24 protein-coding genes are annotated in these 19,148 nt (G+C 60.3%); 15 read left to right on the plus strand and 9 right to left on the minus strand.

Features of this window, described 5'->3' with window-relative positions:
• Positions 1-215: 215 nt before the first annotated feature.
• Positions 216-572 (plus strand): DUF2209 family protein, encoded by a 357-nt coding sequence (locus LIX15_RS00500; protein ID WP_345410668.1) that lies wholly within the window; start codon positions 216-218, stop codon positions 570-572.
• Positions 569-1,864 carry a GTPase HflX gene (gene hflX / locus LIX15_RS00505; RefSeq protein ID WP_227775564.1) on the plus strand — a complete coding sequence of 432 codons (1,296 nt, stop codon included), beginning with the start codon at positions 569-571 and terminating at the stop codon, positions 1,862-1,864. The genes LIX15_RS00500 and hflX overlap by 4 nt, the downstream gene beginning before the upstream one ends.
• Here the strand turns inward: hflX and LIX15_RS00510 are convergent.
• Positions 1,861-2,025 (minus strand): DUF7331 family protein, encoded by a 165-nt coding sequence (locus tag LIX15_RS00510; RefSeq protein WP_227775565.1) that lies wholly within the window; start codon positions 2,023-2,025, stop codon positions 1,861-1,863. The genes hflX and LIX15_RS00510 overlap by 4 nt on opposite strands.
• Before the next feature lie 298 nt (positions 2,026-2,323).
• Here LIX15_RS00510 and LIX15_RS00515 point away from each other — a divergent pair, with 298 nt between their 5' ends.
• Positions 2,324-2,698: a winged helix-turn-helix transcriptional regulator gene (locus tag LIX15_RS00515; protein WP_227775566.1), complete on the plus strand. Its 375-nt coding sequence runs from the start codon at positions 2,324-2,326 to the stop codon at positions 2,696-2,698.
• 16 nt (positions 2,699-2,714) lie between these two features.
• Here LIX15_RS00515 and moaC read toward each other — a convergent pair whose 3' ends face one another.
• Complete coding sequence (gene moaC, locus LIX15_RS00520; RefSeq protein WP_227775567.1) at positions 2,715-3,242, minus strand: cyclic pyranopterin monophosphate synthase MoaC; 528 nt, start codon at positions 3,240-3,242, stop codon at positions 2,715-2,717.
• Positions 3,235-4,659 carry an NAD(P)H-hydrate dehydratase gene (locus LIX15_RS00525; protein ID WP_227775568.1) on the minus strand — a complete coding sequence of 475 codons (1,425 nt, stop codon included), beginning with the start codon at positions 4,657-4,659 and terminating at the stop codon, positions 3,235-3,237. Before LIX15_RS00525 ends, moaC begins: the two co-directional genes overlap by 8 nt.
• A 127-nt stretch (positions 4,660-4,786) precedes the next feature.
• On the opposite strand from LIX15_RS00525, the gene LIX15_RS00530 reads away from it, so the two are divergent.
• From LIX15_RS00530 to LIX15_RS00550, 5 genes are all read left to right on the plus strand, one after another.
• Complete coding sequence (locus tag LIX15_RS00530) at positions 4,787-5,716, plus strand: complex I NDUFA9 subunit family protein (protein ID WP_227776944.1); 930 nt, start codon at positions 4,787-4,789, stop codon at positions 5,714-5,716.
• Between the two features lie 68 nt (positions 5,717-5,784).
• Positions 5,785-6,330 (plus strand): class IV adenylate cyclase, encoded by a 546-nt coding sequence (gene cyaB, locus LIX15_RS00535; protein WP_227775569.1) that lies wholly within the window; start codon positions 5,785-5,787, stop codon positions 6,328-6,330.
• A 59-nt stretch (positions 6,331-6,389) separates the two neighbouring features.
• A complete protein-coding gene (locus LIX15_RS00540; protein WP_227776945.1) occupies positions 6,390-7,589 on the plus strand; it encodes a methionine adenosyltransferase in 1,200 nt (399 codons plus the stop codon).
• Positions 7,590-7,652: 63 nt separating this feature from the next.
• Positions 7,653-8,822 carry a tRNA uracil 4-sulfurtransferase ThiI gene (gene thiI, locus LIX15_RS00545; protein ID WP_227775570.1) on the plus strand — a complete coding sequence of 390 codons (1,170 nt, stop codon included), beginning with the start codon at positions 7,653-7,655 and terminating at the stop codon, positions 8,820-8,822.
• Positions 8,823-8,907: 85 nt separating this feature from the next.
• Positions 8,908-9,279 (plus strand): CBS domain-containing protein, encoded by a 372-nt coding sequence (locus LIX15_RS00550; protein ID WP_227775571.1) that lies wholly within the window; start codon positions 8,908-8,910, stop codon positions 9,277-9,279.
• Here LIX15_RS00550 and LIX15_RS00555 read toward each other — a convergent pair.
• Together LIX15_RS00555 and LIX15_RS00560 are read right to left on the minus strand one after the other, a co-directional pair.
• Positions 9,276-9,566 carry a hypothetical protein gene (locus LIX15_RS00555; protein WP_227775572.1) on the minus strand — a complete coding sequence of 97 codons (291 nt, stop codon included), beginning with the start codon at positions 9,564-9,566 and terminating at the stop codon, positions 9,276-9,278. The genes LIX15_RS00550 and LIX15_RS00555 overlap by 4 nt on opposite strands.
• A gap of 67 nt (positions 9,567-9,633) precedes the next feature.
• The gene (locus LIX15_RS00560) at positions 9,634-10,128 is read right to left on the minus strand and encodes a protein-tyrosine phosphatase family protein (protein ID WP_227775573.1); all 495 of its coding nucleotides are present in this window, start codon (positions 10,126-10,128) and stop codon (positions 9,634-9,636) included.
• 122 nt (positions 10,129-10,250) lie between these two features.
• On the opposite strand from LIX15_RS00560, the gene LIX15_RS00565 reads away from it, so the two are divergent.
• Complete coding sequence (locus LIX15_RS00565; protein WP_227775574.1) at positions 10,251-10,715, plus strand: DUF5804 family protein; 465 nt, start codon at positions 10,251-10,253, stop codon at positions 10,713-10,715.
• A gap of 125 nt (positions 10,716-10,840) precedes the next feature.
• A complete protein-coding gene (locus LIX15_RS00570; protein ID WP_227775575.1) occupies positions 10,841-11,308 on the plus strand; it encodes a DUF2299 family protein in 468 nt (155 codons plus the stop codon).
• A 182-nt stretch (positions 11,309-11,490) separates the two neighbouring features.
• Here LIX15_RS00570 and LIX15_RS32660 read toward each other — a convergent pair whose 3' ends face one another.
• Positions 11,491-11,865 carry a PrsW family glutamic-type intramembrane protease gene (locus LIX15_RS32660; protein WP_265338395.1) on the minus strand — a complete coding sequence of 125 codons (375 nt, stop codon included), beginning with the start codon at positions 11,863-11,865 and terminating at the stop codon, positions 11,491-11,493.
• Positions 11,862-12,305 (minus strand): PrsW family glutamic-type intramembrane protease, encoded by a 444-nt coding sequence (locus tag LIX15_RS32665; protein WP_265338396.1) that lies wholly within the window; start codon positions 12,303-12,305, stop codon positions 11,862-11,864. The genes LIX15_RS32660 and LIX15_RS32665 overlap by 4 nt, the downstream gene beginning before the upstream one ends.
• Positions 12,306-12,432: 127 nt before the next feature.
• Between LIX15_RS32665 and LIX15_RS00580 the strand changes: the two genes are divergently transcribed.
• Complete coding sequence (locus tag LIX15_RS00580) at positions 12,433-13,266, plus strand: alpha/beta fold hydrolase (RefSeq protein WP_227775576.1); 834 nt, start codon at positions 12,433-12,435, stop codon at positions 13,264-13,266.
• Here LIX15_RS00580 and LIX15_RS00585 read toward each other — a convergent pair.
• Positions 13,263-14,273, minus strand: a complete 1,011-nt coding sequence (locus LIX15_RS00585; protein WP_227775577.1) for a PLP-dependent cysteine synthase family protein — start codon at positions 14,271-14,273, stop codon at positions 13,263-13,265. The two genes, LIX15_RS00580 and LIX15_RS00585, sit on opposite strands and share 4 nt — an antisense overlap.
• 100 nt (positions 14,274-14,373) lie before the next feature.
• On the opposite strand from LIX15_RS00585, the gene LIX15_RS00590 reads away from it, so the two are divergent.
• The gene (locus tag LIX15_RS00590; RefSeq protein WP_227775578.1) at positions 14,374-14,745 is read left to right on the plus strand and encodes a thioredoxin family protein; all 372 of its coding nucleotides are present in this window, start codon (positions 14,374-14,376) and stop codon (positions 14,743-14,745) included.
• Positions 14,746-14,752: 7 nt separating this feature from the next.
• On the opposite strand, the gene LIX15_RS00595 is transcribed toward LIX15_RS00590, so the two are convergent.
• Entirely contained in the window at positions 14,753-16,921 is a 2,169-nt protein-coding gene (locus LIX15_RS00595) for a thioredoxin domain-containing protein (protein WP_227775579.1), read from the minus strand.
• A 130-nt stretch (positions 16,922-17,051) separates the two neighbouring features.
• On the opposite strand from LIX15_RS00595, the gene LIX15_RS00600 reads away from it, so the two are divergent.
• The 3 genes from LIX15_RS00600 (at position 17,052) to LIX15_RS00610 (ending at position 19,145) form a co-directional block, all read left to right on the plus strand.
• Positions 17,052-17,423: a DUF7522 family protein gene (locus tag LIX15_RS00600; RefSeq protein ID WP_227775580.1), complete on the plus strand. Its 372-nt coding sequence runs from the start codon at positions 17,052-17,054 to the stop codon at positions 17,421-17,423.
• Between the two features lie 69 nt (positions 17,424-17,492).
• Positions 17,493-18,782, plus strand: coding sequence for a phosphoribosylamine--glycine ligase (purD, locus tag LIX15_RS00605; RefSeq protein ID WP_227775581.1), 1,290 nt, complete (start codon positions 17,493-17,495; stop codon positions 18,780-18,782).
• Positions 18,783-18,851: 69 nt separating this feature from the next.
• The gene (locus LIX15_RS00610) at positions 18,852-19,145 is read left to right on the plus strand and encodes a DUF7344 domain-containing protein (protein ID WP_227775582.1); all 294 of its coding nucleotides are present in this window, start codon (positions 18,852-18,854) and stop codon (positions 19,143-19,145) included.
• Positions 19,146-19,148 lie beyond the last annotated feature (3 nt).

Here is a 19,148-nt window from a genome sequence, read left to right on the forward strand (position 1 = left end):
AACATCCATTTCGGAGACGTATCGCCAATCAACGGGCGCTAACGTGTATTCCGAATCGTGTCATGTTTTGGTCAAATAGAGTCGAATCGTATCGATACGACTCGTCGCCTTCGACTTCGGCGGGAGATTGAATAACAAGCGCGGCTTACGGGCGACTGTGTACGGAAACGTGGCACGAATCGGAGTGAAGGCCCGGCACGGTTGACGTGGTCGGCATCGACATCAGCGGCCGTCACGAAGAGGACGGCGAATACCTGATGGTAGCCGCCGCCGTCCACGCGACCGTCGGTACGACGCGCGTTCATTACATTCGAGGGATTGGCTTCGCTGTTAGTCGCGAGCGACCGACGCTTTCGGCCATCACGGAACTCGTCGCTGACGCGGTCGGTGACCTCCCGAACCCGCCTGCTTGCCCGGTCGTCGCCGAGCGCGGCGAGTTTTACGAGGAGCCCGAGTGGATAGTCGAACAGCACTTCGAACCTGAATTTAAGTACGTCGAGAGCATAGCTGAACGTGAAACCGTGCAGGCCGCACACCACGCCGCGTACGCCGCTCGCAAACTACTCCTATGAAAGCGATACTGGCAAAACGAGTAGAAACAGGAACTGCCCACACAGACGAACTTCGGGACTTGACCCGCGCCGCCGGCTACGATGTCGCTGGCGAACTCACGCAGTCGCGCGAGGAGGACGCCGCGCTCCAGTTCGGCGAGGGAAAGGTCGCGGAACTCGTCGAGACCGTAACTGCGACGGATGCTGAGTTGGTCGTCTTCGATAACCAACTCGGCCCGTATCAGACCTACAACCTCGGCCAACGACTGCCCGAGGGAACCCGGGTAATCGACCGATTCCGACTCATCCTCGAAATCTTCGGCCAGCGCGCGCAGACGCGCAAGGCGCAGTTACAGGTCGAACTGGCGGAACTGCGGTACGAACTCCCGCGAGTCGAGGCGAAAACGAGTCTCGCGAAGCGCGACGAGCGACCCGGATTCATGGGTCTCGGCGAGTACGACGAGAGCCACGAACAGGACATCAAAGACCAGATAAGCCGAATCAAGGACGAACTCGACGCCATCGCGGACAAGGAAGCAGACCGTAGGCAGAAGCGCCGGGAGTCCGGGTTCGACCTGGTGGCGCTCGCCGGCTACACCAACGCCGGGAAATCTACCCTGCTCCAGCAGGTCGCCGAGGAGCTAGAAATCGGGGCGAACGACGACCTCCACCCGGATTTAGATCCGACCGCGGAGTCCGAAGACCGGCTGTTCACCACCCTCGGGACGACCACGCGAAAGGCGGCAATCGACCGGCGAGACGTACTCGTCACGGATACGGTCGGCTTTATCAGCGACCTGCCGCACTGGCTGGTCGAATCGTTCAAATCGACGCTGGATGCGGTGTACTACGCCGACCTCGTCCTGCTCGTCGTGGACGTGAGCGAGCCGATAGACGAAATCCGTGAGAAACTCGTCACCTGCCACGATACGCTGTACGAGCGAAATCAGGCGCCCATCGTCACGGTACTGAACAAAATCGACGCCGTGAGCGACGAGGAACTCGAAGAAAAACGCAAGGCTCTGTCCGCACTCGCGCCGAATCCGGTGGCTATCAGCGGACGAGGGGGAACGAACATCAACGAACTGAAGCGGCGCATCGACATCGAACTTCCCGATTGGCAGTTTGAACGGTTGGTTATGCCGATGACCGACGAAACAATGAGCGTCGTTTCGTGGGTTCACGACCACGGTCGCGTCGAGGACGTGACGTACACCGACGACGAGGTGGTCGTCGAATTCGAGGCTCGACCGTCCATCGTCCAACAATCGCGGGCAAAAGCGAGCGATTTGACGGCGGTTCCGTCCGCCTAAATCATCGAGGAAAGCGCTACGGCCCCGTTCGAGCGAATCCACGCGGTGTTGTTTTTCCGGTCGTAGATTAACACCGCGTCGTCTTGGACTTCCAGTTCGGCGTATCGGTCGTCGTCCCGACCTTCTCGGGTGTCGTCTGCTTCGTGTGTGCTCGGGGTCATACTAGTGAGTAGCGTGTCGTTATCGACTTACCCTACGGTAGTAGGTAGCAACCAGGTAGTGATAAGTGTTACCAATTGTCAAACTTCGACGGTATTCGATAGGGGGCGGTCGGATTATAAGCTTTCGGTGGAAACTATCTTCCGTCTATTCCTGCCGTCGCGTTTTCCGTATCGTCGATTTCGCCTTCGAAGAAACTACAATCGACGTCCGTTTCCGGAGAAATCGATGAGGCTAATTACGTATCGTAAGTCGGTTTCGAAACGTAACTTTTTGCCGGTCGAGTTCCTCGATTATCCCATGAGCGACGAACCGGAACAGTTGGAGATGTGGTGTGCTGGCGAAGATTGGTGTCCCATTACCACGACGGCGAACCTCGTCGGAAAGAAGTGGCATCCCGTCATCGTCCACCGACTGCTACAGAACGGCCCATCGGGATTCAACGCACTCAAAGAGGAGGTGGACGGTGTTTCGAGCAAAGTGCTCTCGGACAGCCTGAGCGATTTGGAACAAAAACGGCTCGTCAATCGCGACATCGTGAGCGAGAAACCGGTTCGCGTCGAATATTCGCTGACCCGTATCGGAAAATCACTGCGACCGGTTATCTTCGCCATGCGTGACTGGGGGGCGGAGTATCTCGCGCCAGCAGAAGACGAGCGTTCGTCCGTCGCGTGAGCTTCGTCGCGCTCCTTTATTTCGAATCCGACCGTTTTTCCTTCTCCACAACTCGAACGTTTCGAATCGCGGTGTCGGGATAGTTCCCGTCCGCGTTTTTTTCCGCGGCTTTCACCATATCCCAGACGACGTTCAATCCGGTCGTGACGCCCTCCAACGCCTCCATCTCACAGCCGGTTTTTCCGGTCGTCTCGACGGCGACCGTGAGCACCGCGCGGTCGGCGTGCACGGAGAAATCGGTGTCCACGTTCGTAATCGGTATTTGGTGACACATCGGAATCGTCTCCCACGTGTGTTTGACCGCCTGCACCGCACCGATTCGCGCGGTTGCCAGCACGTCGCCCTTTTTTACGTCGTTGTCCCGAATCGCCTCGACTGTTGACTGCTGAAGGTGAATCTCACCTTCTGCGACCGCTCGTCTGGCGGTGTCCGGTTTCTCGCCCACGTTCACCATCTGAACGTCGCCGTTATCGTCTGTGTGGGTCAGCTTTTCGTCCGTCGAGCGCCCGTCGTCCTCGTTCCTATCCGTCGCGTTCTTACACATCGTCATCACCCCAAATTGCGCGCGGTACCGCCTCCAACATATCGGAAGCGAGCAAACCCTCACCGTACTCACCGTACAGCAGGTCGCCCGCCCGCCCGTTGACGTAGGAACCGACGCAGGCCGAATCGAAGGCGTCGGCGGTTCCGAACAGTCCGGCGACGATTCCGGCCAGCACGTCGCCGGTTCCGCCGACTTTCATCCCGGTGTTGCCCGTTCGGACGACTCGCGTCCGCTCGCCGTCCGAAATCACGTCCGTCGCGCCCTTCGCCAGCACGACGTGACCGAGTTCGTCCGCGAGCGCCTCGATTTCGTCGGTCACCTCGCGCAGGTCGTCCGCCTCCGGGCCACCCAGTTCCGCGAGCTCCTTGCGGTTCGGCGTGCAGACCAACGTCGCGTCCGTATCGAGGTCAGGAACCGCGGGAAGTGCATCGGCATCGACGACCGCTCGCCCCGAAAACGATTCGAGGAACTGCACCGCCGCCTCGATCGTTTCGTCTGCGTTCCCCAGTCCCGGCCCGAGGACGACCGTGTCGTCGTACGACTCCGCCGTTTCGAGCAGGTCGGTGACCTTTTCTGGCGACAGTCGGTTGCCCTCGTAGGGTTGCACGATGAGGTCTTCCGCGTAGCCCTGAATTTCGCCCGCCACGGTGTCGGGTGCGGCGACGAACGAGAGATCTGCCCCCGCACGCAATGCCGACTGTCCAGCGAGCGCTGGCGCGCCCGTGTACGGCCCGCCGCCGACGACGAACACGCGACCGCCCACGTCGCCGCGAACGCTGTGGAGGTCGCCCAGGCCAACGAATTTCTCCGCGCCGGACGGGATCCCGATGTCCGCGACGGTCACGTCGCCGTCCAAATCCGCGAGTCCGGGTTTCGTGTCGTGGAAGGTGACGACCCGATCTGCTTCGACCGACGTGCCCTCCGCGTCTCCGGTATCCGCGTTGATTCCCGACGGCACGTCCGCCGCGAGAACAGTCGCATTGGATTCGTTGATTTTCTCGGCGACGGTCGCCTCCGGTTCGCGGAGCGCGCCGGTCACGCCGGTTCCGAGCATGGCGTCCACGATGAGGTCGCAATCGGGCAAATCGATGTTTTGAGAGTCGGTCACCTCCGTCGTGTCGTACTCCGACTGCTGGAGCGCCTCCCAGTTCTCGCGGGCGATGTCCGTCCCGATGGTTTCGGCCCGCCCGAGCAGATGTACCGATACGTCGTACTCGTCTAGAAACCGAACTGCGGCGAAGGCGTCCCCGCCGTTGTTCCCGCGTCCTGCGACGATAACTATTTTCTCACCCGGTTCGACGACTTTCCCTGCTTCGCGGGCAATTGCGTTGCCGCTCGACTCCATTAACTGCTTGCGCGGGACGCCGAGCGCCTCGGCGTTTCGGTCTACCACGGCCATCCTGTCTGCGGTAATCATACGCGCGGGTGTTCGCCCGGATTCGGGGTTAACGTTGTGGGTGTCAGCCGTTTTCCTCGCCCGACGACAGACCGTGTCCAACGCGTCAGGGGGTGACGTAAAGCCCCAGTGCATCGAACCGGTGGGTATGCGAGTACTCATCGTCGGCGGCAGTGGTTTCGTCGGAACGGCCCTCACGAAAGAACTCGACGCGCGCCAGCACGACGTGACCGTACTCGCGCGCTCGCCGGACAAGGCAGACCTCCCTGCTGGCGTCGAGACAGTTTCGGGTGACGTGACCGACTACGAATCAATCGACGGGGCGTTCGCGGAACAGGATGCCGTAGTTAACCTCGTCGCGCTCTCCCCGTTGTTTCAGCCTTCCGGCCCGGGCCACGAGGAGATTCATCTCGGCGGGACGAAACACGTCGTCCGGGCCTGCGAGGAACGCGGCGTGCAGAAACTCGTCCAGATGAGCGCCCTCGACGCGGATTCGAACGGGCAAACCGCCTACATTCGGGCGAAAGGAAACGCCGAGCAAGTCGTGCGGGATTCGTCGCTCGACTGGGTTCTCGTTCGTCCCTCGGTCGTGTTCGGCGACGGCGGCGAGTTCCTCTCGTTCACGAAGGTACTGACCACGCCCTACGTGACCGGACTTCCGGGCGGCGGTAAGACGCGTTTCCAACCCGTCTGGGTCGGCGACCTCGCGCCGATACTGGCCGACTGCGTGCAAGACGAATCGCACATCGGGGAGACGGTCGAGTTGGGCGGACCGGAAGTTCTCACCCTCGCCGACGTGGCGAAACTCGCCTATCGCGCCGAGGGGAAATCGGTCGTCATCCTTCCGATTCCGATGCCGCTCGCCGGAATCGGCTTGCGCCTCGCTGGCCCAATCCCGTTCATCCCGATGGGTGCTGACCAGTATCGGTCCCTAAAATTCGACAACACGGTCGCGGAGAACGACGTACAGTCGTTCGACCGCGACCCGAGCGACCTGCGAACCCTCGCGGAGTATCTCGGTATCGAGGAGTCTTCGAGCAGAGGTACGGCGGGAGATGAAACGCCGAGAACCGCGTAGCTGTTGTCGGTCATCCGTCATCCAACGCTCCCGCACATCTTTTGACCGTTCCAACCATCCCCCCGAACATGTACGAGGTCGAAGTGAAGGTTCGCGCCGACCACGAGCAGGTTCGGAACCGACTGAACGAACTCAGTGCGAATCCGCTCGGCATGGTCACGCAAGAGGACTCCTACTACGACGCGCCACACCGCGATTTCGCGGAGACGGACGAAGCCCTCCGGGTCCGCCGGGAGGCGGGGAACGACGAAACTGTCGAGGTCGTGACTTACAAAGGGCCGCTGGTTGAAGAAGAGTCGAAGACGCGCAAGGAACACGAAACCGTCGTCGGCGATGGCAACACAGTGGACGCACTGTTGTCCGCACTGGGATTCGACGCGACCGAAACCGTCCACAAGGAGCGCGAACGATTCGAAATAGACGGTTACGTCGTCACGCTCGATTCGGTGACGGGACTCGGCGAGTTCGTGGAGGTCGAAGCCGAGGCGAAGGAGAACGACGTGGAGTCGGTTCGTGACGGGGTCTACGATGTGCTCGAAGAATTGAACCTCGACCCGGAGGAACAGATTCGGACATCGTACCTCGGTCTCTTGCTCGGTGATACGGGAGAGTAATACTGGCACGCCGGAGCGTTTCCGCAAGTTATAGAATCCGTGACTGAGAACCTGAGATGATGACAGAGCGGAACATTCAGGTAGAGCCGATTGACCGCCGGGCAGTCGAAGACCAGGACATCGAAATCGTCGAGCGAAAGGGAATCGGCCACCCCGACTCTATCTGCGACGGTATCGCGGAGGCAGTTTCTAGCGCTCTCTCGCAGGCGTATCTCGACCGCGTCGGCAAGGTGCTTCACTACAATACGGACGAAACGCAACTCGTCGCGGGCAGTTCGAACCCGCAGTTCGGCGGCGGTGAAATGGTCGAACCCATCTACATCCTCCTCACCGGCCGCGCGACCAAGGAGTACGAAGGCACCAAAATTCCGACCGACACTATAGCACTGAAAGCGGCCCGCGACTATCTGAACGAGAATATTCCCGAGCTCGACGTCGGCACGGACGTCATTCTCGACGTTAAACTCGGTGAGGGGAGTGGCGACCTCCAGAGTGTTTTCTCCGAGAACGGCGCAACGGTTCCGATGGCGAACGACACGAGTTTCGGCGTCGGCCACGCGCCGCTCAGCGAAACCGAACAAATCGTCTTGAACGCCGAAGACCGACTCAACGACGAGTTCGTCGCGGAATATCCCGCGCTCGGCCCGGACGTGAAAATCATGGGCAAACGGGAGCGAGATTCCATCGACGTAACCGTCGCCGCCGCGATGGTGGACTCGTACATCGACAATCGCGACGAGTACGACGAGATGGTGGAGAACGTCCGCGACTACGTTCACGGCGTCGCAGAAGAGTACACCGACCGGGAAGTGAGCGTCCACGTCAACACCGCCGACGCCGAGGACAGCATCTACCTCACCACGACCGGCACGAGCGCCGAGATGGGCGACGACGGTTCCGTCGGGCGCGGTAACCGCGCGAACGGTCTCATCACGCCGAATCGCTCGATGAGCATGGAAGCGACGAGCGGGAAAAACCCGGTCAACCACATCGGGAAGATTTACAACCTGCTTAGCACCAACATCGCTGAAACGGTTGTCGCGGAGGTCGACGGCATCCGCGACATGCGGGTTCGCCTGCTGTCCCAAATCGGCCGCCCAATCGACGAACCGCACGTTGCGGACGCGAAGGTCGTCACCGAGCCGGGCGTCACCCTCGCCGACATCGAAGACGACATCGTCGCCATCGTGGACGAAGAACTGGCGAACGTGACGAACATCACGGAGCGCGCCGTGAACGGCGACCTGCGAACGTTCTAATCGACTTCGAAATCGCTACCCACCTTCGACACTCGTTTATTGCGGCCGCTGTTATGCCCGTCTATGCACCCGTCGGGAGCCGACACCGTCCTCGTTCGGCACGGGGACGTGGGCGTGAAAAGCAGGAAAGTGCAGACCGAGATGGAGCGACGGCTCCGCGACAACATGGCCGCGATTCTCGAAGACAGGGACATCGACGCCGAAGTCGAACGGCGCTGGTCGCGCCTCCTCGTCCACACGGACGAAACATCCGTTGAAGATGCGACGACCGCAGCGGCGGACACCTTCGGCGTTCAGTCCGCCAGTCCGACAGTCGTCGTCTCGCCCGAGCAAGCAATCATCGAGGAGACGCTCGCCGACGCCGCACGGGAACATTACGACGGCGGAACCTTCGCCGTGCGCGCCCGGCGCTCCGCGAAAGACCACCCCTTCACCAGCGCGGAACTCGAACGCGAGGGCGGCACCGCCGTCTGGGAAGCGGTCGAAAACCCGGAGGTTGATTTGGACAATCCGGACATCACCTTTTCCGTCGAAGTTCGCGAGACCGAAGCCTTCGTCTTCATCGAAAAGCGCGACGGCCCGGGCGGTCTGCCGCTCGGAACCCAAACGAAACTCGTCTCGCTCGTCAGCGGGGGCATCGACTCGCCCGTTTCGACGTGGGAGGTGATGAAGCGCGGCAGTCCGGTGATTCCGGTGTACCTCGAACTCGGCGACTTTGGCGGTCCCGACCACGAAGCCCGCGCAATCGAGACGGTTCGAAAACTCAAACAATACGCCCCGAACCACGACATGCGGGTTCGGAAAGTGCCCGCTGGCGAGGCGATGAACCGCCTCGCGGACGAAGTCGGTCCGGCCCGGATGCTGTCGTTTCGGCGATTCATGTACCGCGTCGCGGAACGCGTCGCCCGCGAGGAATCCGCCCACGGCATCGTCACGGGCGAGGCAATCGGACAGAAATCCAGTCAAACCGCGCGCAACCTCGGCGTCGTCAGCGCGGCAACGACCATGCCGATTCACCGACCTCTGCTCACGATGGACAAAAGCGACATCGTCGCCCGCGCTCGCAAAATCGGCACTTTCACCGACTCCACGATTCCGGCGGGCTGTAACCGTATCGCGCCGGATTATCCCGAGACGAACGCCACCCTCGAAATCGCACGGAACGCCGACCCAGACGGGATTTTCGAACTGGCGGAAGAGGTCGCCGAGAACGTCGAAATCGTCGAATTCTGAGATTCTGTTGCCCGATGAATCAGGATATCAAGGGGTCAGTTACCGGAGGAAAACAACAATAGTCCTTGGTACCGTTCGTAGTTGCATGAGCACCGACCGAACCCGAGTCGAAGAAATGATGTCGACACCGCTAAAGACGATTTCACCGGAGGCAACGGTCACGGAGGCCGCCGAAGTGATGCGTAAAAATGAGATTAGTGCGCTGGTCGTGACGACCACTCCGCGGTCAATAATCAGCAGTTCCGACGTACTTGACGCCGCTGCCAACGGTCTAAATCCCACCGAGTTACAGGTTTCGGACGTGATGACGACGGACGTCGAGACCGTTACTCCCGACCTCTATATGGAGGAGGTCGCAGCGATGATGACCACCTTCGGTATCAAACATCTTCCCGTCGTCGACGGCGATTACGTCGGGATGGTCTCTTCGACTGACGTCACCGCCCTCCTCTCCTAACGACGCACAATCCCTGCGTCCGACGGCCCGTCCCAGCGCGCGCCAACATCCCCGAAGAGTTCAACCGAGAGGTTGTTTGGAGTCTCGCGAGCCTTCGTGAGCGACGCGAACGGGAACAGGGAAGAGCGTGTCTCTTCCTGTGCGAGCGAATGAGCGAATCGGTTGGAGGGGGCGCGACCTGCGGCGGTTGCGATTTCATTGGGGTCGGCTGCTGCCGAAAACATTCCCAAAAAGAGATGAGATAGCACGCAGAGTGACCCTTCGAGTCGGGAACTGCGAAAATTCAACTCAAACTCCTCGGCTACTGCGCCAATGACTTCGAGTAACCGAGGCGAAAACGGCTCAATCTGATCCTTACGATTTGACAGCGAGGTACACGACCGCCAACTCGTGAAGTGATGGATTCGGAATTGCGTGCGGTCGTGCACCTTGAACGGCCGCAAGTGCATCGTGGAACGTTTTGTTTTCCTCTGCGGCGAGTGCGGTTGCGATGAGCGTGCTACTCCGCGAGATTCCTGCCTTGCAGTGAACGAGCAGAGTATCGTCTTTTCGGTAGAGCGTCCGAACCGTATCGACAGCCGATTCGAAGGCTGACCACTCGTTGCCGGAACCATCGACGAGCGGATGGTGATGTGTGGTGAGTGGATGTTTCTCACTACTGGCCGAGACGACGCTCTCGAATTGCTGACAGTGGTACTCCGGATGTGCTGCGAATTTGTTTCCGATGTACAAGTTTCGCTCACCGATACGTCGAATGACCGGTTCCGGTTCGACGTAACCGAACGGTCGAACGAAAATCTCGGATTCAACTTCCTTACAGCCTTCATCTGTTTTCCCGTCAGAATCCATCGTAGCAATCATTCTCTAACAAATGAAGTATTTTCTGATTATTCACGCAACACCACGGTAGTTCACCGACCACGCATTCCGAAGACGAAATCGCTTTAGCCCGCCGCTCCAACCCGAAAACTGTGACCCGCGTCCTGTTCGTCGGTTCGGAGGAGGTCGATTTACGCGCCGAACTGCTCTCCCGGGAGACGGCGCGCGACGCCCTCGTAACCTACCAACTCCGCGAACCGTACCGAAACTGCCTCGAACTGGAAACCATCAGCGTCGGTTCGGCCACCTCGCTGTTGAACGACCTGAATTGGTACCTCGTCCGGTTCGTAGACGAGGCGCTGATTCTCGAACCGAGCATCAGCGAGGAAGAGTGGCTCTCTCGAAAACTCGCGGCGCAGGTACGGGACGGCGACCTCAATCCGGCGGAAACCGACCCGCTGCTCAAGATGTACGGTGTGGAAAAAGACGAGTTCGGCAAGGAACTCGTGGAACCGATGTACGTCGCTCGAACCGTGGACGGAGTTCCGGAGTACGACCTGCGCGACGTTGACGAAACGCTCGTGGCTCGCGTCACCGAGTCCGAATTTCGGTCGTAGATGCACGAACGCCGTTCGCGTCGCTTTCGTCGGGACGACGATGTCGACGGCCAGAATTTACGTTTCGACGGTTCAAATTCGTAGTTCGACGCAATCCTTTTCCTCGTTCTCGGCGACAAGAACGTATGGTGGGGGTAATCAGCGAAGAGCAGGTCGTCGCGTGGCTCGACGGAAAGGTCGTTCAAGACGTTCAACACGTGACCGACGACGAGACCGAGTTCAACATCAAACTTCGGCTCGCACGACTGCCGCTTCACGTCATCAAGGAAGACGCTCGTGGACCGATTCGGTTGGTCAGCAACACCGCGTTCGATACGGAGCGAACGCGGAAAGTGATGGAGAACGACGAGGACAGAAGCGAACTGCTGGCTCGAATCGGACCGGTGCTGGCAGTGACGCCCGGCTTTTACACGTTCCTCGACGAGGACGGTACGTCGTGCGAATTTGCGGACGCCTACTCGATTCAACTCGAACATCGAATTTACCCGGATGGCGCGAGCAGACAGGCGACGATGGAAGGACTGATGAATCTCGCGACAGCCATGCGGTATCTGCAAAACACGGTTGCGGTGTTACTCGATTCGCGAGGGTAGGGGTGGTGGGAGTGGGTCGAGCGTCAGTGGGTTGTCAATGGATGGGTTGGGTCGTACTCGAACCCATCTGAGGAGAGAGCGGGCCGAGTTAAAACACCAGTTCATCGTTCCCAGTGATTGAAAACGGTCGTGTCGGTACTCGTTCCGCACTACCGCGGAACCGGTGTCTTCGTCCAGTGTTGCTACGCTTCTGTTGAACTGAGTTGCGGTTCCCGATACTGCATCCGGCATCGCGCCAGCTTTCGATAGAGAACGACGAAGAAGAATCCGATGTAGATGACGATGAACGGAAGGGTGATGAGAATGTTTTTCGGAATAACCGAAACGGCCGTATCGTACGTCCCGTGGATGAGTGATGCGATGAGCAACCCCTTCACGATTATCGGCCCTCGATTTTCGGGATCGAGTTTCGCCAGACCGAGATAGTACCCGGAAAACCCCGCGTAGACGACGTGGCCGAGACCGGCGAACGAACGGGCCACCGCTTCGACGCCCGTCACGGCAAAAACTGTTAGTAACGCGCTGTACTGATTCTGTGCGACGTGAAACGAATTCACGACGTAGATGAGATTTTGACCGTCGCAAACCCAAGACCGGCGAATGCACCGAACACGGCACCGTCGATGGCCGTGTTGAGATACGTCGTCCGAAAACTGTAGATTCTTACCGCGAGCCACTTCGAGGTTTCCTCAGCCGCTGCGACGATGAGATAGTAAAAAAGCACCGTGCCAACGAGCGGAACGAGCTGGAATGCGGGTTGGAGCGCGGTCTCCACGAGTCGAGCGAAGATTGTCAACACCAGCCCTAACGAGAACATGATTGCGAGCGGCGTTTTTGGAACAGTTTGGAAGGAATCTGTGTGTCTGATGAACATCGCGAGGAGAAACGCCGGAACCACCGAGGCGAGGACGAAGATTCCCACCACCGGTTGGGATAACAGGCCCGCCCAAACACCGAGAAACAACGGGGTGAGAAACAACAGCACGGCGAGCACCATGAGCAACTGATGCCAATCACCCTCCAGTAACCGGTAAATCGCCGTCGTGAATCGATCGAGGCGCGTCCGTTCGTCCCACGGCAGTCTCCGAACCAGCTATTTATCTCCCCTCGTCGTTCCTTAGACAATGAGCAACGTCGATTCGAAATTTGCCGACTGCGATGGTGTTCAAGTCCACTATCTAAGTTCGGGGAACCCCGAAAACCCACCAGTCGTCCTGCTTCACGGCGGCGGGCTCGATTCGGCGGGCCTCTCGTGGAAACACGCGATTCCGGCCCTCACCGACGATTTTCGTGTCATCGCACCAGACTTGCCGGGATACGGACGGAGCGACGACCCGGACGCGACAGTTTCGATGGAGTACTACGTCGCTGTCCTTGAACAGTTTCTCGACGCGCTGTCGCTCGATACGACCGCTCTCGTCGGCATCTCGATGGGCGGCGGAGTTGCCCTCGGATTCGCGCTGGAGAATCAAGACCGCGTTTCTCGACTCGTGTTGGTCGATAGCTACGGATTGGGAGGGGAAATTCCGGGCGGGCCGCTTAGCTACGTTTTCACGCGACTCGGAGGGACGGGATTCGCGTTTTCGCTTCTCGCTCGCAGTCGATGGATGACTGCTCTCGCCCTTCGGAGCGTCGTCTCCGGAAAACCGGACGACGAATTGGTCTCCGAAGCATTCGCGGAAGTTCGACGCCACGGCGGAACCGCGTGGGAGGGATTTCAGCGAAGCGAAGTAGAACCCAGCGGTCTTCGAACGAACTACGTCGGACGTCTGCCAGACCTTACGGTTCCGACTTTGTTGATTCACGGCGAACGCGACCCAATCGTGCCGGTTTCGTGGGCGGTGCGGGCCGGAAGCCTGATTCCGGATGCGGAGGTTCGAATCGTGCCGACCTGTGGTCACATGCCACCACGCGAAAAACCGGACGAGTTCCAAAAAATCGTACAGGCGTTCTTTTAATCGAACATCCCGGTCGAAAGGTATCGTTCCCCGCTGTCGGGGAAGACGGTGATGACGAGCGGGCAGTCGTCGTAGCCCTGCTCCACTCCGCCGTCGGACGTCACCGGGGATTGCTGGTTCCCCTCACCGTTTTCCATCATCTCGCTCCACTCCTCGGGCGTCTCCGGACAGTTGAGCTCCGGTTGCGCGAGGCGCTCTGCCACGCGGTAGGACGCGATGCTCGCCGCGCCGCTCGACTGCCCGACGAGGATTCCCTCCTCTCGGGCGAGCCTTCGACACTCCGCCTCTGCATCCTCCAGCGAAACGGTTTCGATCGCATCCAGCAGATCGGTGTCGAGCAGCTCGCTGACGAATCCTGGCCCCATCCCTTGATACTCGTCCTCGCCGGGGTCGCCGGTCGAAAGCACCGCGTTTCGTTCGGGTTCGACGGCGACGACTTCCATGTCCGGAAACTCCTCCAACAGTCGCGTGGCGGTTCCCGTAATCGTTCCCCCCGTGCCGACCCCCGCGACGAGGGCGTCGATTTCCCGCCCCTCGACCTGTTCGATGATTTCCGTCGCCGTCGTCCGGTAATGTGCGTCCGCGTTCGCTGGGTTTTCGAACTGACCGAGTCGAATCGCAGCTCCCGATTCGGTCAGTTCGTCCGCCCGAGCACGGGCAGACTCCATGTTTCCACCGACCAACTCGAGGTCAGCGCCGTAGGCTTTGAGCAGTCGCCGACGCTCGGGAGATTTCGACGCGGGCATGACGATGGTCAAATCGTAGCCCCTAGCCGCGCAAACGACCGCCAAACCGATGCCCGTGTTTCCGCTGGTCGGTTCGACGATTCGGTCGCCCGGTTGCAGTTTGCCCGCACGTTCGGCGGCCTCAACCATCGCCAGCGCCGGACGGTCTTTGGCCGACCCGCCGGGGTTGAACGACTCGATTTTCGCGGCGACGGTCGCACCCTCGGGCGAACGAACGTGGACGAGCGGCGACCCCACGGTGTCGAGGATGGACGATTTCATACCCGACGTGTACGGTTTCCACACCTAAACCCCTACTGGACACCGGCAGGAGATGCCGGAAGAAACGGTGGTTTATCACGTTCCGGACCAAGCAAAACGTATGGAATCAACCGAACCAAACCCGACGTGGGACGCGAGCGCGCACAGTGAAACCGTCGGTGCAATCGAAGCTGGCGTCGGCGAAGTCACCTATCGGGTGTGGGGCGCAGACTGGTGCGGCGACTGCCGGAGCGCGCTTCCGGATTTCTTCGCCGCACTAGACGCCGCGGGCGTCCCCGACGACGAGATGCGCGTGTACGAGGTAGACCGCGACAAGAACGGCGAACTCACCGAAGAGTACGACGTGACGCTCATTCCGACGATCGTCGCGGAGCGCGGCGACGAGGAAATCGCGCGATTCGAGGAGAGCGAATCGCGCCCCGCCGCGGAGTTCGTCGCCGAAAAACTGCTCGAAAGCGACGTGTCGGCCTAGTTCTATCCTATTCGGGCGCGAGGTCGGCGGCCCACTCCAACCCGGCGTCGATATCCGTCACCGGCGGCGAGCAGGTAAACGACCGGCAGACGTACAGGGTGGGTTCGTCCTCCGCTTCCGACTCTCGGTTCGCCCAAATCGGTGGCACCTCGTCCAACTCCAGTTTTTCACACCATTCCGCCAGACCGTCCTCCGTCGGCGGTCGGTGCGCCAGTATCCGTGTCGGAAGGAACGTTTCGGCGAGTCGCTCGCGCCACTCTGCGGGCAGTTCGTCGGCCGCAACGGTCAGTTCCAGCGACCCCGTCGCGTGGCGGTCCGCGGCGAGCGCGAGGGTCGCGTACTGGAAGGGGTTCGACTCGATGGTTTTCGAGTGCGTTTCGAGAACCGATTCGGCGACGTCGCTGAATCGGTCGTGGGGCGCGAACTCCGAAAGGACGAGCAGAACGTCGGTCGCGACCCCGAGACTCGACGGCGTGGATTGATCGGCCAACTCCTGCGGGCGAGCGACCAGCCGCTCGCCGCTCTCGGGCGTGAAATAGAGCGTTCCGCGCTCGTCGTCCCAGAACTCTCGCTCGATTGCCCGCGCGAGGTTGAGCGCGAATCCGAGGTGGTCAGGGTCGCCGGTCGCCTGAAACAGGTCGAACGCCCCGCGCGCGAGGAAGGCGTAATCTTCGAGATAGCCGTCGATTCCCACAGCTCCACCGTGAGACTGCGTCTCACGAGCTTCCGAGTCGCACTCGGAAGCGCCTTTGAACCGCCGCGAGAGCGTTTGTTCGTCCCCGTCCCAGTGATTCTCTCGAACGAAATCGAGCGCCGATTCGGCGAGTTCCGCGTACTCCGACTCAAGCATCAACCCGCCCTCCGCGAGCGCGGAAATCAGCAGCCCGTTCCATCCGGCGAGAATTTTCTCGTCGCGGGGCGGGCGTTCGCGTTCTTCGCGTGCTTCGAACACCTGTCGCCGAGCGTCGTCCAGCAGTTCCCGAACCTCGCTTTCGTGTAGGTCGTACTCCTCGGCCAACTCCGGAACGCTTCCGTTCAGCGTGAGTACCGTCTTGCCTTCGAAGTTACCCGATTTCGTGATTCCGTAGCGGTCACAGAACAGATCCGCGGCGGTTTCGACTTCCACCGCGTCGTGAATTTCCTCGGGCGTCCAGACGTAGAACGTTCCTTCTTCGCTTTCGCCTTCCTGGTCCTCGCTCCGGGCGTCCAAGGTGCTGTAGAATCCGCCCTCAGGATGGCGCATCTCCCGGTCGAGGAAAGCGAACGTTTCGCGGACGACGTTCGCGTAGCGTTCGTTTCCGGTCACTTGGTAGCCCGCGAGATACGCCCGGGACAGTTCCGCGTTGTCGTACAGCATCTTCTCGAAGTGGGGTACCGTCCACTGCCGGTCGGTAGCGTAGCGGTGGAAGCCCCCGCCGACGTGGTCGTACAGGCCGCCGTTCGCCATCGCGTCGAGCGTTTCGACGGCGACGTCGGCGAACTGGTTCGCCCCGGTTCGGTCGAGCGCCCGAAAGAGAACGTCGAGTTGCGCAGGTTGCGGGAATTTCGGCCCCTGCTGTCCGAATCCGCCGAAATCGCGGTCGGCGCTCCGGACGATTTGCGATGCGGCGTTTCGGAGCAACTCCGCGTCCGGCGCGTCGCCCGCTTCCGGCGTCGATTCCAATTCGCCTTCGATGGCGTTCGTCCACTGTTCGGCCCGGTTTTCCATCTCGTCACGGTCGGTTCGCCACGAACCGCTGATATTTTCGAGCAGATCGATGAATCCGGGTCGTCCCTGCCGAGAGTGTTTCGGGAAGTAGGTGCCGACGTAAAACGGCTTTCCGTCGGGCGTGAGCCACGCCGAGAGGGGCCATCCCCCGCCGCCGGTGACCTGCTGGCAGATGCTCATATAGATGGTGTCGATGTCCGGCCGTTCTTCCCGGTCAACTTTGATGGGGACGAAGTTCTCGTTCAGCAGTTCCGCCACCTCCTCGTCCTCGAAGCTCTCTTCCTCCATGACGTGACACCAGTGGCAGGCGGAGTAGCCGATGGAGAGAAAGATGGGCGCGTCGCGTTCGTGCGCCGCTTCGAGGGCGTCCTCGTCCCACGGTTGCCAGTGAACCGGATTGTCCGCGTGCTGGCGAAGATACGGACTCTCCTCTTCGTCCAATCGGTTTTGTCGCGTCGGGTCGCTCATGGTAGAGGTTTGGCCGCCGAATCACGTAAAGACCCGTACTACCGCACGACTGATGGTACCCGATGACGTACTCTGTTCTCACGTCTGAAACAAGCATATCCGACGAATTCGCGATCGAAATCGCCACGACTTGTCGGACGGGGATTGGGGATACGCTTCGGGGCGTCATCCACTTCACGCCGAGCGAGTCGGAACTGCTCTCCCTCTGGAACGACACCTCTACAGGGGCGACAAGGAGCGGGCGATGGAGATGAAAACGGTGTTCATCAACAACGAACGACTCGAATTCGGCACGCACGAAACGTACAACAGAATCAGAGAGGATGGTGCGGAATCGGACATCGGCGACTACGAACTCACCATTCGGGCCATCTCGGACGGGTTCATCAGTCGCGGTATCGTCGGTGACCACGGCGTTCTACTGACAAGTGACAGCCTCCACATCGTCAACTGCGAGGAAGTGGCGGTGTCGCTGCGGAAGATGCTAGCCGAGCATACGTAATCACATACGTGGATACTTCCGAAGTGCCCAAGGACAACCTTTACACCACTGTGCCTATATCCTCCCGGTATGAGCGAAACCGTACTGCTGGTCGGTGGCGGCGGTCGCGAACACGCTATCGCCCGGTCGCTGGCCGACAGTGATGCCTCCCTGTACGCCTGCGCGGGCAACCGAAACCCCGGTATAGTGGGCCTCGCCGACGGCTTCGAAACGCTCGATGCGACGAACACGACGGCGGTCGTCTCCTACGCGGAGGACGTGGGCGCGACTCTCGCCGTCGTCGGGCCCGAGGGACCGCTCGCGGCGGGTGTTGCCGACGCGTTGGAAGACGCAGGAATCTACGCATTCGGACCGATGCAGGCCGAAGCACGAATCGAGACGGACAAGGCGTTCCAGCGGCGGTTCATGCAGGAACACGACATTCCGGGATGCCCCGACTTCGAGACGTTCGACAACACCGAGGAAGCCTGCGAGTACATCGACGAGTACGACGGCGACCTCGCGGTGAAGCCCGCGGGGCTGACGGGCGGCAAGGGCGTCAAAGTCATCGGCGACCAGGTGACGCCCGAGGAGGCAAAGGAGTACCTCCGCGACAGCGACTACGACCGAGTTGTTTTGGAAGAACGACTCGTCGGCGAGGAGTTCACGGTGCAGGCGCTCGTCGCAAACGGACAACTCCGGGTTACGCCCGCCATCCAAGACCACAAACGCGCCTACGAGGGCGATGAAGGCCCGAACACGGGCGGAATGGGTAGTTACAGCGACTCGGGTCTCGAACTGCCGTTCATGTCCGAGGACGACTACCACGAAGCGGTTGACGTGCTGAAAGCGACCGTCGATGCGTTGGACGACTATCGAGGCGTTCTCTACGGACAGTTCATGCTCACCGCGGACGGCGTGAAAGTCATCGAGTTCAACGCCCGGTTCGGCGACCCGGAGGCGATGAACAGTCTACCGGTACTTACCACCGATTTCCTCGACGTGCTCGTCTCGGCGCGCGAAGGAAACGACCTGCCGAAACTCACCTTCGCGCCGAAAGCCACAGTCTGTAAGTACGGCGTGCCTACGGGCTATCCGACCGACCCTGAAGCCGGTTCGAAGATACAAATCGACGAGGAAAGCGTGGGCGACGCGCTCCTCTTTTACGCCAGCGTGGACGAGCGCGACGACGGCATCTACACGACGACGTCCCGTTCCTTTGCAGTCGTGGGAGTCGGCGGCACCATTTCGGAAGCGGAGGAAATCGCCGAAGACGCACTGACCGTCGCGGGTGAAGCGGGCCTGCATATACGCCACGATATCGGAACCGAGTCGCTCATTCAGCGCCGAATCGACCACGTTGAGGAACTTCGTAACTAACCGTAGCAACCCCCTACCGCAAACGACAATCGAACTATAACCAAGGTATTTCCGCATGATGGATTCACCATGGACGAACTGACGACGGACGAAATTTTCGACGTGCTCGGGCACAGCCATCGACGGCACGCGCTTTCCGCCTTGATGAACTGCAACGGAAAAGCGACGGTGACGGAACTGGTCGAGAAAACGAGCTACCGAATCGAAACCCCTCCCGAGCGAGTGGAAGTCGGACTTCATCACTCGCATCTCCCTCGACTCGAAGGGCTGGGCGTGGTCGAGTACGATTCCGAAACGAACGTCGTGGAACTGACCGACACCGCGAGCGATTTGGAACCGTTCGTGAAACTGGTGGACGAGTAAGTT

Source organism: Haladaptatus pallidirubidus, from assembly GCF_020700235.1.
Classification (GTDB): domain Archaea; phylum Halobacteriota; class Halobacteria; order Halobacteriales; family Haladaptataceae; genus Haladaptatus; species Haladaptatus pallidirubidus.

Excerpts from the sequence above, each read along its gene's own strand:
- hflX (WP_227775564.1), top strand. The coding sequence starts at position 569 with ATGAAAGCGATACTGGCAAAACGAGTAGAAACAGGAACTGCCCACACA.
- LIX15_RS00510 (WP_227775565.1), bottom strand. The coding sequence starts at position 2,025 with ATGACCCCGAGCACACACGAAGCAGACGACACCCGAGAAGGTCGGGAC.
- LIX15_RS00515 (WP_227775566.1), top strand. The coding sequence starts at position 2,324 with ATGAGCGACGAACCGGAACAGTTGGAGATGTGGTGTGCTGGCGAAGAT.
- moaC (WP_227775567.1), bottom strand. The coding sequence starts at position 3,242 with ATGTGTAAGAACGCGACGGATAGGAACGAGGACGACGGGCGCTCGACG.
- LIX15_RS00525 (WP_227775568.1), bottom strand. The coding sequence starts at position 4,659 with ATGATTACCGCAGACAGGATGGCCGTGGTAGACCGAAACGCCGAGGCG.
- LIX15_RS00530 (WP_227776944.1), top strand. The coding sequence starts at position 4,787 with ATGCGAGTACTCATCGTCGGCGGCAGTGGTTTCGTCGGAACGGCCCTC.
- cyaB (WP_227775569.1), top strand. The coding sequence starts at position 5,785 with ATGTACGAGGTCGAAGTGAAGGTTCGCGCCGACCACGAGCAGGTTCGG.
- LIX15_RS00540 (WP_227776945.1), top strand. The coding sequence starts at position 6,390 with ATGACAGAGCGGAACATTCAGGTAGAGCCGATTGACCGCCGGGCAGTC.
- thiI (WP_227775570.1), top strand. The coding sequence starts at position 7,653 with ATGCACCCGTCGGGAGCCGACACCGTCCTCGTTCGGCACGGGGACGTG.
- LIX15_RS00550 (WP_227775571.1), top strand. The coding sequence starts at position 8,908 with ATGAGCACCGACCGAACCCGAGTCGAAGAAATGATGTCGACACCGCTA.
- LIX15_RS00560 (WP_227775573.1), bottom strand. The coding sequence starts at position 10,128 with ATGGATTCTGACGGGAAAACAGATGAAGGCTGTAAGGAAGTTGAATCC.
- LIX15_RS00570 (WP_227775575.1), top strand. The coding sequence starts at position 10,841 with ATGGTGGGGGTAATCAGCGAAGAGCAGGTCGTCGCGTGGCTCGACGGA.
- LIX15_RS32665 (WP_265338396.1), bottom strand. The coding sequence starts at position 12,305 with ATGGTGCTCGCCGTGCTGTTGTTTCTCACCCCGTTGTTTCTCGGTGTT.
- LIX15_RS00580 (WP_227775576.1), top strand. The coding sequence starts at position 12,433 with ATGAGCAACGTCGATTCGAAATTTGCCGACTGCGATGGTGTTCAAGTC.
- LIX15_RS00585 (WP_227775577.1), bottom strand. The coding sequence starts at position 14,273 with ATGAAATCGTCCATCCTCGACACCGTGGGGTCGCCGCTCGTCCACGTT.
- LIX15_RS00590 (WP_227775578.1), top strand. The coding sequence starts at position 14,374 with ATGGAATCAACCGAACCAAACCCGACGTGGGACGCGAGCGCGCACAGT.
- LIX15_RS00595 (WP_227775579.1), bottom strand. The coding sequence starts at position 16,921 with ATGAGCGACCCGACGCGACAAAACCGATTGGACGAAGAGGAGAGTCCG.
- purD (WP_227775581.1), top strand. The coding sequence starts at position 17,493 with ATGAGCGAAACCGTACTGCTGGTCGGTGGCGGCGGTCGCGAACACGCT.
- LIX15_RS00610 (WP_227775582.1), top strand. The coding sequence starts at position 18,852 with ATGGACGAACTGACGACGGACGAAATTTTCGACGTGCTCGGGCACAGC.